Origin of the sequence: Nostoc sp., assembly GCF_041747015.1 — a bacterium.
In the GTDB taxonomy this organism is placed as follows: domain Bacteria; phylum Cyanobacteriota; class Cyanobacteriia; order Cyanobacteriales; family Nostocaceae; genus Nostoc.
Window position 1 is genome coordinate 1 of record NZ_JBGTFY010000321.1, and the last position, 14,777, is coordinate 14,777.

General features: G+C 43.0%; 15 protein-coding genes. 9 read left to right on the plus strand and 6 right to left on the minus strand.

Annotated features, from left to right (window positions below; genetic code table 11):
- The 3 genes from ACEW80_RS25845 to ACEW80_RS25855 form a co-directional block, all read left to right on the plus strand.
- Window positions 1–313 (plus strand): HAD family hydrolase (locus ACEW80_RS25845; RefSeq protein WP_373529342.1); only part of this gene is annotated, 313 nt, incomplete at its 5' end.
- Window positions 314–363: 50 nt separating this feature from the next.
- A complete protein-coding gene (locus ACEW80_RS25850; protein WP_373529343.1) occupies window positions 364–1,077 on the plus strand; it encodes a Uma2 family endonuclease in 714 nt (237 codons plus the stop codon).
- 392 nt (window positions 1,078–1,469) lie between these two features.
- Window positions 1,470–1,637: a hypothetical protein gene (locus ACEW80_RS25855; RefSeq protein WP_181930943.1), complete on the plus strand. Its 168-nt coding sequence runs from the start codon at window positions 1,470–1,472 to the stop codon at window positions 1,635–1,637.
- Window positions 1,638–2,229: 592 nt separating this feature from the next.
- Here ACEW80_RS25855 and ACEW80_RS25860 read toward each other — a convergent pair.
- Complete coding sequence (locus tag ACEW80_RS25860; protein WP_373529344.1) at window positions 2,230–2,889, minus strand: hypothetical protein; 660 nt, start codon at window positions 2,887–2,889, stop codon at window positions 2,230–2,232.
- 502 nt (window positions 2,890–3,391) lie between these two features.
- Here ACEW80_RS25860 and ACEW80_RS25865 point away from each other — a divergent pair.
- Together ACEW80_RS25865 and ACEW80_RS25870 are read left to right on the plus strand one after the other, a co-directional pair.
- Window positions 3,392–5,185, plus strand: coding sequence for a protein kinase (locus ACEW80_RS25865; RefSeq protein WP_373529345.1), 1,794 nt, complete (start codon window positions 3,392–3,394; stop codon window positions 5,183–5,185).
- A gap of 265 nt (window positions 5,186–5,450) precedes the next feature.
- Window positions 5,451–5,669 (plus strand): hypothetical protein, encoded by a 219-nt coding sequence (locus ACEW80_RS25870; RefSeq protein ID WP_373529346.1) that lies wholly within the window; start codon window positions 5,451–5,453, stop codon window positions 5,667–5,669.
- Between the two features lie 49 nt (window positions 5,670–5,718).
- Here ACEW80_RS25870 and ribD read toward each other — a convergent pair whose 3' ends face one another.
- The 4 genes from ribD to ACEW80_RS25890 all read right to left on the minus strand — a co-directional run bounded on the left by ribD (window position 5,719) and on the right by ACEW80_RS25890 (window position 9,828).
- Window positions 5,719–6,945 (minus strand): bifunctional diaminohydroxyphosphoribosylaminopyrimidine deaminase/5-amino-6-(5-phosphoribosylamino)uracil reductase RibD, encoded by a 1,227-nt coding sequence (gene ribD, locus ACEW80_RS25875; RefSeq protein WP_373529347.1) that lies wholly within the window; start codon window positions 6,943–6,945, stop codon window positions 5,719–5,721.
- A gap of 336 nt (window positions 6,946–7,281) precedes the next feature.
- Window positions 7,282–7,899 (minus strand): rod shape-determining protein MreD, encoded by a 618-nt coding sequence (gene mreD / locus ACEW80_RS25880; RefSeq protein WP_373529348.1) that lies wholly within the window; start codon window positions 7,897–7,899, stop codon window positions 7,282–7,284.
- Between the two features lie 26 nt (window positions 7,900–7,925).
- Window positions 7,926–8,720, minus strand: a complete 795-nt coding sequence (gene mreC / locus ACEW80_RS25885) for a rod shape-determining protein MreC (protein WP_373529349.1) — start codon at window positions 8,718–8,720, stop codon at window positions 7,926–7,928.
- A gap of 100 nt (window positions 8,721–8,820) precedes the next feature.
- The gene (locus tag ACEW80_RS25890; RefSeq protein ID WP_373529350.1) at window positions 8,821–9,828 is read right to left on the minus strand and encodes a rod shape-determining protein; all 1,008 of its coding nucleotides are present in this window, start codon (window positions 9,826–9,828) and stop codon (window positions 8,821–8,823) included.
- 301 nt (window positions 9,829–10,129) lie between these two features.
- Between ACEW80_RS25890 and ACEW80_RS25895 the strand changes: the two genes are divergently transcribed.
- The gene (locus ACEW80_RS25895) at window positions 10,130–10,492 is read left to right on the plus strand and encodes a single-stranded DNA-binding protein (RefSeq protein WP_373529351.1); all 363 of its coding nucleotides are present in this window, start codon (window positions 10,130–10,132) and stop codon (window positions 10,490–10,492) included.
- A 69-nt stretch (window positions 10,493–10,561) separates the two neighbouring features.
- Here ACEW80_RS25895 and ACEW80_RS25900 read toward each other — a convergent pair whose 3' ends face one another.
- Window positions 10,562–11,311: an SIMPL domain-containing protein gene (locus ACEW80_RS25900; RefSeq protein ID WP_373529352.1), complete on the minus strand. Its 750-nt coding sequence runs from the start codon at window positions 11,309–11,311 to the stop codon at window positions 10,562–10,564.
- 29 nt (window positions 11,312–11,340) lie between these two features.
- On the opposite strand from ACEW80_RS25900, the gene ACEW80_RS25905 reads away from it, so the two are divergent.
- The 3 genes from ACEW80_RS25905 to ACEW80_RS25915 all read left to right on the plus strand — a co-directional run bounded on the left by ACEW80_RS25905 (window position 11,341) and on the right by ACEW80_RS25915 (window position 14,629).
- Entirely contained in the window at window positions 11,341–11,547 is a 207-nt protein-coding gene (locus ACEW80_RS25905) for a hypothetical protein (RefSeq protein WP_373529353.1), read from the plus strand.
- A gap of 107 nt (window positions 11,548–11,654) precedes the next feature.
- Window positions 11,655–12,698, plus strand: coding sequence for an LD-carboxypeptidase (locus ACEW80_RS25910; protein ID WP_373529369.1), 1,044 nt, complete (start codon window positions 11,655–11,657; stop codon window positions 12,696–12,698).
- 452 nt (window positions 12,699–13,150) lie between these two features.
- Complete coding sequence (locus tag ACEW80_RS25915; protein ID WP_373529354.1) at window positions 13,151–14,629, plus strand: cation:proton antiporter; 1,479 nt, start codon at window positions 13,151–13,153, stop codon at window positions 14,627–14,629.
- Window positions 14,630–14,777 lie beyond the last annotated feature (148 nt).

Genomic DNA, 14,777 nt, shown 5'->3' on the forward strand with positions numbered 1-14,777 from the left:
GGGATTTACCTACAGCAACGTGCAGTGTCACATTAAACCCCAAGGACAAGATAAAGCTGTGGGATTGTTGCAAGTATTGCGCGAATATTTGCCTCAGTACTCATCAGAAGAAATTGTCACTGTGGGTGATAGCCCCAATGATGAAAGTTTATTTGATCAGCGTTATTTTCCTATTTCTGTAGGCGTGGCAAACGTGCTGGAATATATAAATCAGTTGAAATATCACCCTGCTTATATTACTACCGCTGCTGAAGGCGAAGGATTTTGTGAGTTATCTAGTTATATTTTAAAAAGCTTGCACATCCCAAGTTAGGAAGAACTAGAGTTGTTTTACAATAATCTCGTAGCGCTGATTTTACAACTATGACGGCTACTTTACCTGTTCATGTCGAATCAGAAATCTTCTATCCCAGTGCTGATGGTCAACCAGTGGCAGAAACCTACGACCACCTTTATGCCTTACTAACTACCTTAGAAGTCCTAAAACAGTATTTAGCAAATCGTCAGGCAACAGTATTAGGAAATCAATTTCTTTACTATGCACAAGGTTTTCCCAAGTTGCGGGTAGCCCCAGATGTGATGGTGATTTTTGATGTTGCACCTGGCGGTCGGGACAACTATAAAATCTGGGAAGAGGGTCAAGTACCTACAGTTATTTTTGAGATGACATCCTTTGGGACTAAGGGACAAGACGAAATCTTCAAAAAGACTCTCTATGAGCAACTAGGTGTCAAGGAATACTGGCTATTTGACCCTAAAGGTGAGTGGGTAAAACAACAGTTACGTGGCTATCGTCTGCGAGGAGAAATCTACGAACCCATACAGGATGGACGCAGTGAACCGCTACAACTGCGCTTGGTGATTGAGGGAAAATTAATTGGGTTTTATCGAGAGGATACGGGGAAAAAATTACTGATCCCTGATGAACTGGCAGAGGCTTTAGGGCAGGAAGTTTTAGCAAGGCAGCAAGCAGAAGAAGTGGCAGAATTGCAGATAGAACAGTTAAAGGCAAGATTACGTTCGCCCTTGGGGTTGGCGCAGCCATCGCTCAATGTAGACCCTGATAATATTCAGTAATTCCATAAGTTGCTTCACTCAACAGCCTGTCGTAGACATCGCACCAAAGGCACTAATGAGTAATTGACAGTGAAATCGGAAAATTGTTACAAACAAGTAGACAATTTGTTACCTGTGCTTTTACCCCATTTATTACCTTAGACAGAATACAATAAATAAACGTCCAGCACGTTTTAATCTCATAAGTCTCAATAGTACTAACTTGATTGAGAAGACTGTTTTATACAGCCATCCCAAACAAAAGTGATTAACGGATAATAAACCACCAAGAAACGCTAAGAGACTAACAGATACTTCGAGGACAGATTAGCGTTTTATTTCCCACTTCCACTAGAAAGTCCAAGACCAATGTAAAGTCAAGAATTTACCTTTAAATATTGAGGTATAGAATTATGCAAGAAATTGAAAGATTCTTTGGCAACTTGTTCAGTGGCATAATCAACCGCTTTAAGTACTCTGCAATGGACGCTGCTGATCGCAAAATGAGAGAAACCATTGACGAGCAGGTGGAACAACGGCGACAAAAACCCAAGCCCAAGGATCAAGAAGACCGAGAGTAGATAGGTCTTTTGGGGGTAGTTTCAAACCAGTCAATTAAACGCTAAGTGTTACTAAACATCAGCGTGGCGATCGCTCTTAAAGACGTTCAAAATAGCAAAATTTTCATTCATACAATCATAGCGTTTCCCAATTATTGTGGGTAGCGCTATTTTTTTGCCCTGACTTTGGATTGTTAGTCAAAAATTAGTAATGAATATCTTTGGAGAAAAGAGTATATTTGAGCGCACATTTTCCATCACGAATATAATACCCTGTCAACTGCTAAAAAGTCAACAGTTGCTTTACTTAAATTAAAAATTAAACTTGGTGTAGGACAATTTTAGAGTTACCCGTTGAGCGTTTGGCAATTCCATAAAAAGCGATCGCCACAAAAATAATCAGTTTGTTGATGAAACGGATCAGTTTGTTGATGCAACGGATGCGTTTGTTGATGAAACGGATGTGTTTGTTGATGAAACAGATCAGTTTGTTGATGAAATGGATGCGTTTGTTGATGAAACGGATGTGTTTGTTGATGAAACGGATGTGTTTGATAAAAACCAACACCACTAGAGGAAAACCAGAACCGTAATTACACCATGCTGTAGGGGTTTAGCACGCTTGGGTGACTTGCTGCGCCACCACTGTCACAGATTGCAGTGGTTTGGCAATGCTGCTCGAAATTCTCAATCCGATGATCAATGCCAAAATAACACAGCCTAAACTGGTGATACCGATCACAATCATTGTCGGTCTGGCTTGAGCGATCGCGTTGTCATAAAGCGATGACCACTCTAGAATCACAGCACCATCGGTATGATTTTGTTTATTCTTGAGTGGAACGACAATTAATTTAATTCCTTGGGGATAATCAACGCTCTTTTCCAGAAAAGTTCTGAGATTCCCATCCTGCATTGTTTGGGAGATTTCATTGCCCTGATCATGAACAAAAATCGTCCCGACATTTTCAGGAACGGCATCCGCCAAAATTAGCTTTTGCCGATTGACCACCACAATGTCGCGCTTTTGCAACTCATGCAGTAAATTGCCAAAGTCTTGCAGTTCGTCTGGAGGATTAACACCTGTCAACTCTAGCTGTTTATCTTGATCTTGGGAGATCGAAATAGCAATCACTTGGGCAACGTCTTCAGCTTCAGCGATCGCCAGAGTTTCAGCAATTTTCTGGCTTTGAGCGATCGCCACCGCACCAACAACGCTCGTTAATAAGGAAATACCAATAAAGCTTCTAATCAGTTTGTGAGAAATTTTCATAGCGATAGATTAGCTATAATCACGTCAACATCAAGTTAGTATTCCCAGATATTTGAACCACAAACTTTTGAAAACTAGATGTTCTTGGTAAAACTGGTAAAATTTCTGTACTGTCGGCTTTTACAGCAGTTTTCATGTATTTGAACCACATCTGTCGTAAGGGTTTAGCAATGCTAAACCCCTACCGCGTGGTCTATTTACCTGAAAATAACTGTATTCGTGTCAACTAAAGCCCAAACGCTTTTAAAACCTCGTTTCTAGCTTCTGGCTAGAAATGCTGCTCATTGCGACTCTGCCGCAAGTCTTGAGGCGGAGCCTCTTAATGGCGTTCCCAGTCTCCGACTGGGAACGAGACAATCTCTCAAAGCGTTGTTCACACTGGTTGTTACGTTAAGTTGATACCAATGAATTTGGCGAGGGTATTGCAGATATGGCAGGTTAAGCCCAAGCTAAGGGTTATATCTGATGTACATTGGAAAAGGGCTATTGCTTGTAACCTTTCATGACAATAACGTTGTTAAACAATCGCTATCAAGTTATCCAGGTAATCGGTGCTGGTGGGTTTGGCGAAACCTTTCTGGCAGAAGATACCCATATGCCTTCTCGTCGTCATTGTGTGATCAAACAACTCAAACCGATAACCAATAATGACCCACAAACCTACCAAATAATCCAACAACGGTTTGAGAGGGAAGCAGCAACCTTAGAGTATTTGGGTGAAAGTTGTAACCAAATTCCCAAACTCTACGCCTACTTTTCTGAGAACGGGCAGTTTTATCTCGTCCAAGAATGGATTCACGGTCAAACCTTAACAAAAATTATTCAAGCTAAAGGCTTTGAAAACGAAGCTACTGTCCGGCAAATTCTTTTGAATCTTCTCTCAGTCTTGGATTATGTCCACAGCAAAGGCATTATTCACCGGGATATTAAGCCAGATAACATCATTCTCCGTTCTGTTGATAACAAACCAGTTTTGATTGATTTTGGTGCAGTCAAAGAAACAATCCGTTCACTGGTGAATTCCCTAGCATACCCCACGCGATCGCTCGTGATTGGTACGCCGGGATATATGCCTAGCGAACAAGCAGTTGGCCGGCCAGTTTACGCCACTGATATCTACAGCTTGGGCTTGACGGCAATTTATTTGCTGACTGGGAAACACCCGCAAGAACTACTAACTGATCTGCAAACTGGGGAAATACTTTGGCAACAACACGCCCTTAATGTCTCCCCTGAATTCAGAATGGTACTTAATCAGGCAATTAAGCCTCATGTAGGCGATCGCTACAGCACTGCTAGTAAAATGCTATATGATTTGCAGTCTGCTAGTTATATTTCCCCCCAGTCAGCTGTAAATACTCCCACCGCCATATTGACCGAGCAAATCCAGCCATTATCTTCATCGCAAAAAAGTACAATTATTAATGGATCTGCCACTTTTAGAAACTGGCAAAAACCTGCTGTGATTGTTGGTAGTTTGCTGGTAGGCGGTTTGATTGGTGCGATCGCAATTTCTGGTATCAGTCGCCAGCAACAGCCACAGACAACCATTGTCACAAGTCCTACGCGATCGCCAGAATCTTTGCCTACTCCTACATCTGCCGATCCACCCGTTTCTTCTCAAACTTCCCCAGTCCCAGATATACCCACCTCACCACCACAGCTGCAACTAACTCCTGATCCTTTGCCAGCCTCTAATCCCGCAGTTGTATCCACACCACAGCCAGAAAGCGAGCCTGTAACTTCAGATACTCCAGTAGCAGTACCAGCATCAACACCACAGCCAGAACCAGAGAATGAGGCGAGTCCCACACCACAGAACAAGCCGCGGAGTAAATTAGCTGCCACTACCAGCAGACAAAGCGTTCCCGCATTTCCTACAGGTACACCAAGAAACATCGTAGAAGCTACCCTTGGCAAACCAAATCAAGATTTAAGAGGCGTGTGGGGCAAAACTCGTGCTGTCGTTTACAAACTTGTACCAAACAAAATTGACCTTGGCTACTTATTTGATCGTAATTCTAAAGTACTGCGTCAAACTGAGGTAGCTTTTGCCCAATCAGTAGATCCGCAGATAATGGAGGCTACCTTGAATGGATTGTTAAGTGGGCAAGCCACTGAAGATATTAAGCAGGGACTTAAACAAGTACAACAGCGCCAATCTGATAATTTTAGTTTTAAGAATGGCTCAGTCAAGGGTCAGATTATCCGCCAACAATGTGATTTCATTTATATCAGCGTTTGGGATGCAGATTTACATGATTTTGTAAATCCATCTACAGCTAAAAAGTGTTAATCTTTTAGGAAAAATTGAGCTCAAAAGTTAGATTTTTGTATCCCCTAAGACAGATTCAGGATTCAATATAGGACAATACTCTTGGGTTAAGAAAATAGTAGGTTGGGTTAAGGAACAAAACCCAACAAATCCCGCAAAATAAAGTTATAAATACCATTATTAAGTTTTTAATAATACTTGTTTCAGCTTCTACATTCATGTCGTAAAGTACGATTGGAATTATGTAATGTGAAAGCAGCTAAGGTAATAATTCAATTGAGGTTTGATGACTCCTACGATTATGCGTCAACTTTGGTCAGTAGTTGAAACCGCTCAAGCCAAGCTCCTCTTGCAACTAGATGATGCTAGCTTGGTGCAGTGGTTGGTGAAACAAACCGAAACGCAAGTGTTGTTAGATCCGAGCGAAACTGATTTTCTGTGCCACTACATTCAATCTCGGCTAGCTCTCATACGTGATCTTGCCGATGAACGTCAGTGTTCATGAGAGAAAAATCACAAAAAGTTAATTAATAGTCAAGTGTCATTACTATTGACTATTGATTCTTTTTGGGTAAATAACCTTCCACCAAGCAGTCAGACCCGACTACACGCCAACGTACACGTTCTAGAGACAACGCCTGAGTCATGGTAGTAAAACCTAAATCGCCCACAGGTGTGGGAGCAATGCTACCACCAATAATTTTCGGGGCAATAAATGCCAGAACTTTCTGCACTGCTCCTTGAGCGATCGCGCTTGCAGCTAAAGTCCCACCACACTCCCACAACACGCTACAGAAACCCCGTTCATATAAATACATCATTGCCTGATCTGGTGTAAGTGATGTTAGTTCCACCACCTCCACCCCAAGTTTTCGTAACAGTTCTTGAAAATCGGGATTAGCACCCTTCTGTGTCAACACCAAAGTCGGAGCATCCGCAGTTTGCCACAGATGGGCGTTTTCCGGTAAGTTAAGATGGCGACTCATCACCACCCGCAGGGGATTATGTGCCCCCACTTGATGGCTAGTTAAATAAGGATTGTCCTGTCGGACTGTATTACCGCCGACAATTATTGCATCACAAGCCGCCCGTAGTTGATGTACTTCACTGCGGGCATCTTGGCTCGTTACCCAGGCGCTATGACCAGATGTGGTAGCAATTTTGCCATCTAAAGTCATAGCATACTTTAAAATTCCCAAAGGTCGTTTGTAGAGAATGCGATGCACAAAAGCTTCATTTAATTGATGACAAGCTGATTCTTCCACTCCTACCAGCACTTCGATCCCTGCCGCCCGTAAACGGGCAATACCACCTCCAGCTACCAGTGGATTAGGGTCAACCATACCCACTACTACTTTTGCCACCCCTGCTTTGATCAATCCTTCCGAACAAGGGGGAGTACGTCCGTAGTGATTGCAAGGTTCGAGGCTGACATAGATTGTTGCACCATCAGCGCGATTCTCCTGGGGAGAGGCTGCGCCAACGCCTGCTGCTTTCAAGGCAAACACTTCTGCATGAGGCTCACCTGCACGAGGATGAAACCCTTCCCCGACAATCTCACCATCCTTAACAATCACCGCTCCCACTAAGGGATTTGGTGAGGTACGTCCTAAAGCGCGGCGAGCAAGTTCCAAACACCGCAGCATCATACGAGAGTCAAAGTCACTTCCTATTTTTATAGGAGAATTCGATCCAACTGCTGACTCCACTACAAGTATATTTTCCTGAGTGTAATTTGGTAAAGATGCATCTGCTTGAGCGACCACTAGGGAATTATCCATAATTTTAGACAATACTATAAATATTCTGCACGCGATCGCGCAGCCTCTCCACAGGAGAATCGCGCTTTAATCCTGATAATTAAACAGAGTAAAATCCAGGCGCTATTATTGCTGTTTTAACTTGCATCAGCCTGTAATATTCACATTACAATTCACTGTAGCTTGAATCCATATTCCCAGAGGTTGCCCAAATTTCATAAAGACTTAGGGGATAGTTTTTTACTCTTACCTGTCACCTGTAACCTCTTCCCTCGTAGATGGTCTTTCAACTCAGCACGGGCTTAAACCCTAGCTATCCGCTAACACCACTCATTACTCAGCACTCAGCACTCATTATTATTGCTCCAACAATTTTATCCTTTGCCACCAACGATTTAAGGGATAATAAAGTACAGGTGCCCACAGACTACTAAGAATGGCAGAAGCCAGGGCGACACGCTGATAATATGTCCAAATATCTGTGACTTTGCGCTCATCGCCGCTCAAGGTTAATTGCAACCCAAAGATAGTTTCTGCCAAAACTGCCATACCAAAGACAATTACAGCAATAGAAATAAAATCTTCTTCGATAAAACGCTGTTTCTGAAGCAGACCAGTTAAAATTCCAACTATACCTAAACTCAGGGCATGAGTAGGGTTAGGTGATGTCATTGAATCTTGAAGTAGCCCCAGAACTATACCTGCCAATGCTCCCGAAAAGACTGGGCGCTTCACACTCCAAGCTACTACCCAAATTAACAGCCAATTAGGGCCAATTCCCAATAATTCCATACCTGGTAGGCGGGTTGGCAATAACAGTAAACATAACAGTACAGATCCAACCGTCACTATCCAACCCAACAACTGACGTATACGGGGATGCCAACGAGAAAGCGGCTGGATTTGGAATTTGGCTTTTCGCTCTGGCGATTTTGGCTTTTTCTGCCTGCTGCCACCAAATGCAGGAATCTTCATTTTTTTATGGATTTTCAAGGAAGAATTTACTTAGACTTTGGCGGCACTTCATTTGCCGACTCTTGATTTTCTGGCTTTGGATAAACAGCTACCCAGTCGAGAGAGCGGATTGGCGGAAAAAGCTCAATTTTCGCCACTGATGCCGGAAGTTTCTTTAAATCCAGCGATTTGATTCGTCCTACTGCCAAGCCAGATGGAAATTTCTGACTATAAGTAGATGTGGAAACTAAATCTCCTAATTTGACATTTGGGACTTTTTCATAAAACTCCAGCACAGCTTCGGCTGAAGAATCTCCTCGCAAAACGCCTTTAGCTGCCGTGCGGCTAATTGATACACCTACCTGACTTTTGAGATCACTGATTAATAACACGCGGCTAGTATTGGGAGTTACACTCTCCACCAAACCCACCAATCCGCCATCTGCTTTGACTATGAAACCTTCCTGAATCCCCACATTTGCACCACGATTCAGGGTAACTTGTTGCCACCAGTGGTCAGCACTACGTCCCACTACCCTGGCTGGAATTGGTCTTGATGCCAGTGGCTCTTTTTCCACATAGCCTAATAAACCTTGCAAGTTTGTCTTTTGACTTTCCAAATCAACTATACGGGTTTGCAATTCCAATATCCGGGCATCTCTGATGCGTTCTTCTGGAGTTGGCCCTGGCTGTAACATCTCCAACGGACGGGTAATTGCATGGTATGTCTCAAGCACCAGTTCACCTTGAGTCTGTCGCAATACCCAAGCACTACCAACTACTAGAGCTAACAATCCAATTTGTAACCCTTTATGATCCCACCAACGCCGTATTGTAACCATATATACCCTTATATACTTATATAAATTAAGTTCTATTTGGATTCTATTTATATAGAACCCAAATAGAACTCAAATAGAACTTAATTCTGATATTTTTTTGCTACATATTGCGAGAGCTTTCGGTGACAACTCGTTCCAACTGTTTGAAGTTTTCTAAAACCCGACCTGTTCCTAGCACGACACAGCTCAAAGGATCAGCAGCAATGTGGGTAATAATCCCTGTTTCGTGGCTAATGAGGGTATCTATGCCTTTGAGCAAAGCACCGCCACCAGCCAGCATAATACCTCTGTCAATAATGTCTGCTGCCAGTTCTGGCGGTGTGCGTTCCAGTGTCCGCTTCACAGCTTCTATAATTACTGATAGTGGTTCCAACATACTTTCACGGATTTCTGGGGCTTTGATTGTTACAGTTCGCGGTAGACCAGAAAGCAGGTGTAAGCCTCGGACTTCCATCATGGCTTCATTATCATCATGAGTAGGATAGGCAGAACCAAGCCGAATCTTGATGTCTTCGGCAGTACGTTCACCAATCACTAAGTTATGAACTTTCTTAATGTACTGAATGATCGCTTCAGTCAGTTCATCTCCAGCAATGCGTACTGATTCGCTGATCACCGTACCCTGAAGACTTAGCACCGCAACCTCTGTTGTGCCACCACCAATATCGACGATCATGTTGCCAGTCGGTTCGGCAACAGGTAGTCCTGCACCAATTGCCGCAGCTATAGGTTCATCAATTAAATACACTTTTCTTGCTCCTGCTTGGTGAGCTGCATCCATCACAGCTCGCCTTTCTACTCCTGTAACGCCACTGGGAATACCAATGACAATGCGGGGTAAAATCAAAGACCTGCCTTCATTTACACGCCCAATAAAGCTTTTCAGCATCAGCTCGGCTATATCAAAATCAGCAATTACACCATCACGCAAGGGGCGCAGGGCAATTACATTTCCCGGTGTACGACCGAGCATTTTTTTAGCTTCTTCTCCGACTGCTAATGCTACCTTTTCGTTGACATCGATCGCAACTACAGAAGGCTCTTGCAGTACAATACCTTTACCAGCTACATAAACCAGAGTGTTAGCGGTACCGAGGTCGATACCCATATCCCATGATGTGCGAAAGTTCCTAAAAATACCCACGCGTCCTTTAAGCCCCTTATGTGCGATACTTTTTAACTACAACGGTAAGAGTTAATCGTGCCGGATGTCTCAGTCCTCTATTTCATGATCTTCTCTAGTTAGGTTAGTATAACCCTATACTTTTATGTGTTTCTCCAAGTAGTATGTATAATTTTTCAATTCAATTATATTGTTAACTGTTTAACACATTATTTTCAAGTGTTTCACATTTCGCTATGATGAAAGTCTAAACTAATAAGTACACCCGTACTAAAAGGTAACACCTATGAGTATTAATGTTGTCACCCTCATTGGTCGTGTAGGCGGCGACCCAGAGATTAAGTATTTTGAGTCTGGTAGTGTTAAGTGTAAATTGACACTAGCTGTTAATCGTCGTACTAAAGAAGGTGAACATACCGACTGGTTTAATTTGGAACTATGGGGAAAAACGGCGGAGGTGGCAGGTAATTATGTACGTAAAGGTAAACAAATTGCTGTCAAAGGTTCCTTGAAGTTTGACACATGGAGCGATCGCCAAACTGGAGCAAACCGGTCATCACCAGTTATCCAAGTAGACCAACTGGATTTATTAGGCTCCAAACGGGATGGTGAGGGCGGTGCAGCAGATATGTCTTCAGAAAATTTCTAATTAAATTTTGGGCATTGGGCATTGGGCATTGGTTATTTGTCTTGACAAAGGACAAATAACCAATAACGATTAATAACTAATTTGTAGTGTCACTGATGCTTCTACTTGCTGTTCACCACCAACGACAGGGGTGGAAGCATCGGTGTTGGCTAACTTTTGTGAAGTCTCAGCCCGTAAAAACATGGGTGGTGGTGGTGCAGTCGCATTATTAACTTGAATACTGACGACTTCTTTGGGTTTAAAACCCAAGGCACTGAAAACAGCATCAGCTTGCTGCTGGGCGTCTTGGGTAGCTTCTTTTAATGCTTGTTTTTGAGCAGATGCGATCGCTTCATCATTCGCAACAAAACTAATGCCGTTAATTTGGGTCGCACCCGCTTTCACTGCATCATCCAATAATGTCCCAGCTTTCTCGGTAGGAATGCGAAAACTCACAGTGTTATTGGCAGCATAGCCTGTAATTCGCTGCACATTATTGGTGTAGCTGTAAACTGGATTGAGTTGAATACCAGTAGTTTGCAATTTTTCGACATTTTGGCTCTTGAGGAACGCAACCACAGCAGATGACCTCCGGGCAGCTTCTTGCTGTGCTTCTTGGGCTGTTTTCCCCTGAATCTCCACTCCTAAACTGACTTGTGCCAAGGTTGCAGGAGTCGTTTCTATTCCGCGACCGCTGACAGTAAGGGTTCGCCACAATTTATCTTTTTCTTGTGCTAATGCAGGCAGTATAAAAATTGTACATACCAACAAAGCGAAAGGCAGTATTTTCCACAAATTTCCAGATAGAAACTGAGAACCGGGTAAAGCGGCTTTAGTCATAAGATTTGCACTCCTCAAAGTATCCACAGATGTTTTTAATAAACGTATGTAGCGATCTTCTGGTGGCCGTTGAGAGTCAACAGCCACCACAAGTTTTTCACAACTCAAGTGCGATCGCTAGATATGATTTATATGTTCTTACTTTGACACTGCGATCGTCAAAAGCTGAAATGGTTACATTTTTGGAAACTCAAAAAATTACACTAGTACAGCACGGCGCACCAGTCAGAGGTTAAAGTAATTGTACTTTTAACTGGCTTTTGCAAAGCTTTGACCACTCCTAAATCTTGATTCTCTTTTGCAGCATGGTTTAATTACAGATGGCGTTGTACCTAAATTCCTAATGATTAACCGCCGTAACTTGCTCATTGGTTTAGCTGCTACTTCCTCAATCTTTGTTTCGCCCCTGAAGTCGGGGAAAGCATCCCCACCACCACTATTAAAACCCAAACGGTTGCAGGCTGGCTCCGTAGTAGGAATTGTCAGTCCTGCAAGCGCAACCTTTGTCCGTGAAGAATTGGAGGTAGTGATAGATGCAGTTAAAGCGTTGGGACTTGTCCCCCGCCTTGCACCTCATTTACTGGAACGTTATGGTTATTTAGCAGGCAAAGATCAAGAACGTGCTGGTGACATCAATCAATTTTTTAGTGATGTTTCTGTAGCCGCTATTTTACCAATTCGTGGTGGCTGGGGATGTAGTCGGATTTTGCCTTATTTAGATTACAAACGCATCCGGCAAAATCCCAAAATTATGATCGGTTTTAGTGATTTAACCGCTTTAATTCTGGCTTTGAATGCTAAGACTAACCTAGTCACATTTCACGGGCCAAACGGACTGACTTCATGGAGAACGACCCAGACAGAATATTTTCGCCGTGTGTTATTTAACGGTGAAAGCGTTACTTTTCAAAATCTCAAGGATGGAGATGATGAAAACCGTCTAATGCAAGTCAATAACCGGATACAAACTATTACTTCCGGTCGCGTTAAAGGTAAACTCATCGGTGGGAATCTTTCGGTTTTGTCGGCAATTGTCGGTTCTCCCTACTTACCAGATTTGCAAGGTGCAATTTTATTTTTGGAAGATACCGGTGAAAATATATATCGTATTGACCGGATGATGACTCACCTAAAAATTGCGGGGCTATTTAATAAACTTGCTGGCTTTATTTTTGGACAATGTAAGGGATGTTCGCCTGACGCTGACTATGGTTCTCTCACCTTAGAAGAAGTAGTGTGGGATCACATCAAGCCTTTGGGTATTCCGGCCTGGTATGGTGCGATGATTGGTCATATTGAACCAGTGTTGACATTACCTATTGGTTTAGAGGTAGAAATAGACGCTGATACTGGAACAATTCGGATGCTAGAATCCGCAGTAGTGTAAGTGGCGATGAGGGGAAGGTCATTGTACTGAAAAAGACTAGAGCGAAAGTTAAAGCGATCGCTCACAAGTTACGCATGAAATATTTTCTATAGAACTTACGCATTGACAGAAAATACCAAATATGTGTAATGGAAAAAACTGTATCTGTCGTAAGGATTTAGCATTGCTAAACCCCTACAGCGCGGATCTATTTACCATCAAAGTAATGATTAATCAAAGCCTGAAACAACCTATTTTGGCAAAAGCATACCATGATTAATTTGTACAGTGCGTAAGTTCTGTTCTAGTGAAAACTGTGTTTCAATTGGAGGTTTCAAAAACAATAAATCTTTCGCGGTATTTGACTTGTTAAACTCCGTGTAATACTGTATTTTTTGTCAATGTCTAAATCCTAAGCATAGATGTTTTCCAGAAACGCGCCACAATCAAAGAGAAAGATTTTCACATAACCCATGCATTTGTTAGATTCAATCAACTACTCTTTTCCTCTGCTGGCTACCGCAACACAAGCCGCAGACAGTTCAATGGTCGTAGCAGCCGTACTGCTAAGTTTAGTAGTAATTTATCTCGCCAGCAAAGTTGGTGGAGAGTTATCAAACCAAGTAGGTTTGCCGCCCGTGTTGGGAGAACTCTTAGGTGGTGTAGTAGTCGGCATCTCTGTTTTCCACCTTTTGGTGTTTCCAGAGGGCGACATCGACAGTTCTAGCTCTTTAATCATGTCCTTCCTGCAAACCACTGCTGGTTTAACACCTGAAGCAACTCCATCGGTGTTTGCGGCGCAGTCCGAGGTCGTTTCGGTTTTAGCAGAATTGGGTGTGATTATTCTGCTCTTTGAAATCGGCTTGGAGTCGAACTTAAAAGATTTACTGGCAGTTGGTATCCAAGCCACTGTTGTAGCAATAGTCGGGGTAGTAGTACCCTTTGCTGCTGGTACTGTGGGACTGATGACTTTGTTTGGTATTGGCGCTGTACCCGCAATTTTTGCAGGGGCGGCTTTGACTGCCACTAGTATTGGGATTACTTCCAAAGTGCTGTCAGAATTGGGGCGACTCAATTCTAAAGAAGGGCAGATTATTTTGGGTGCTGCCGTAATTGACGATGTTCTGGGAATCATCGTTTTAGCGGTAGTTGCTAGCCTCGCTAAAGATGGCGTGGTGGATGTGAGCAAAGTCATTTATTTGATAATTAGCGCCACTGGTTTTATTTTGGGAGCAATTTTACTAGGCAATGTTTTCAATAAGTTATTTGTAGCGATCGCTGATACACTCAAAACACGGGGTGGACTAGTGATACCAGCATTCATTTTCGCCTTTGCTATGGCATACCTGGCCGCCGTCATCCACTTAGAAGCAATTCTGGGAGCTTTTGCGGCAGGTTTAGTTTTAGAAGAGACGGATAAACGCAAAGAACTGCAAAAGCAAGTCTGTCCCATTGCCGATATGCTCGTGCCAATTTTCTTTGTGACGGTTGGGGCAAAAACCGATTTGGGAGTGTTAAACCCAGCGATTCCTGACAATCGGGAAGGTCTAATTATGGCAACTTTCCTGATTACAGTAGCCATTATTGGTAAAGTAATCACAGGTTTAAGCGTGTTTGGTCAACCGGGAATCAACCGTTTAGCGATCGGTGTGGGGATGATTCCCAGAGGTGAAGTTGGGTTAGTGTTTGCTGGTGTCGGCGCTGCCAGTGGCGCTCTCTCAAAACCATTAGGGGCGGCAATTATCATGATGGTTATCTTGACAACCTTTTTAGCTCCTCCCTTGTTACGATTTGTATTTCCAGACCCAAAAACCGTAGATGCAGGCTCTGAGCAACTGATTTTAGACGGTATCTCTGGGACATCGTTGGTAATTGAACCACCTCAATCGAGGGTGCCAGCATCAAATGATCGTGGGAAACTAGAAACAACTCCAGAATCTGAGGATAGTTAATCAAAGTCTTGGGTAAATTATCAAGACGGAATTCAGGAGTCAGGAGCCAGAAAACAGATAAGACTTTTGGGCAACTGGCGGATAGCAAAGCGCTAGCGAGTCCGCGTACTCCTGCAAAGAAGCAAGCTACGCGCAGCGTCTCATAGAG

Bases quoted from the DNA above. Each gene is read 5' to 3' on its own strand.
- mreC (WP_373529349.1), bottom strand. From the start codon at position 8,720: ATGGTTACAATACGGCGTTGGTGGGATCATAAAGGGTTACAAATTGGA.
- ACEW80_RS25900 (WP_373529352.1), bottom strand. From the start codon at position 11,311: ATGACTAAAGCCGCTTTACCCGGTTCTCAGTTTCTATCTGGAAATTTG.
- ACEW80_RS25860 (WP_373529344.1), bottom strand. From the start codon at position 2,889: ATGAAAATTTCTCACAAACTGATTAGAAGCTTTATTGGTATTTCCTTA.
- ribD (WP_373529347.1), bottom strand. From the start codon at position 6,945: ATGGATAATTCCCTAGTGGTCGCTCAAGCAGATGCATCTTTACCAAAT.
- ACEW80_RS25865 (WP_373529345.1), top strand. From the start codon at position 3,392: ATGACAATAACGTTGTTAAACAATCGCTATCAAGTTATCCAGGTAATC.
- ACEW80_RS25855 (WP_181930943.1), top strand. From the start codon at position 1,470: ATGCAAGAAATTGAAAGATTCTTTGGCAACTTGTTCAGTGGCATAATC.
- ACEW80_RS25910 (WP_373529369.1), top strand. From the start codon at position 11,655: ATGATTAACCGCCGTAACTTGCTCATTGGTTTAGCTGCTACTTCCTCA.
- ACEW80_RS25905 (WP_373529353.1), top strand. From the start codon at position 11,341: ATGTTTTTAATAAACGTATGTAGCGATCTTCTGGTGGCCGTTGAGAGT.
- ACEW80_RS25850 (WP_373529343.1), top strand. From the start codon at position 364: ATGACGGCTACTTTACCTGTTCATGTCGAATCAGAAATCTTCTATCCC.
- mreD (WP_373529348.1), bottom strand. From the start codon at position 7,899: ATGAAGATTCCTGCATTTGGTGGCAGCAGGCAGAAAAAGCCAAAATCG.
- ACEW80_RS25870 (WP_373529346.1), top strand. From the start codon at position 5,451: ATGACTCCTACGATTATGCGTCAACTTTGGTCAGTAGTTGAAACCGCT.
- ACEW80_RS25915 (WP_373529354.1), top strand. From the start codon at position 13,151: ATGCATTTGTTAGATTCAATCAACTACTCTTTTCCTCTGCTGGCTACC.
- ACEW80_RS25890 (WP_373529350.1), bottom strand. From the start codon at position 9,828: ATGGGTATCGACCTCGGTACCGCTAACACTCTGGTTTATGTAGCTGGT.
- ACEW80_RS25895 (WP_373529351.1), top strand. From the start codon at position 10,130: ATGAGTATTAATGTTGTCACCCTCATTGGTCGTGTAGGCGGCGACCCA.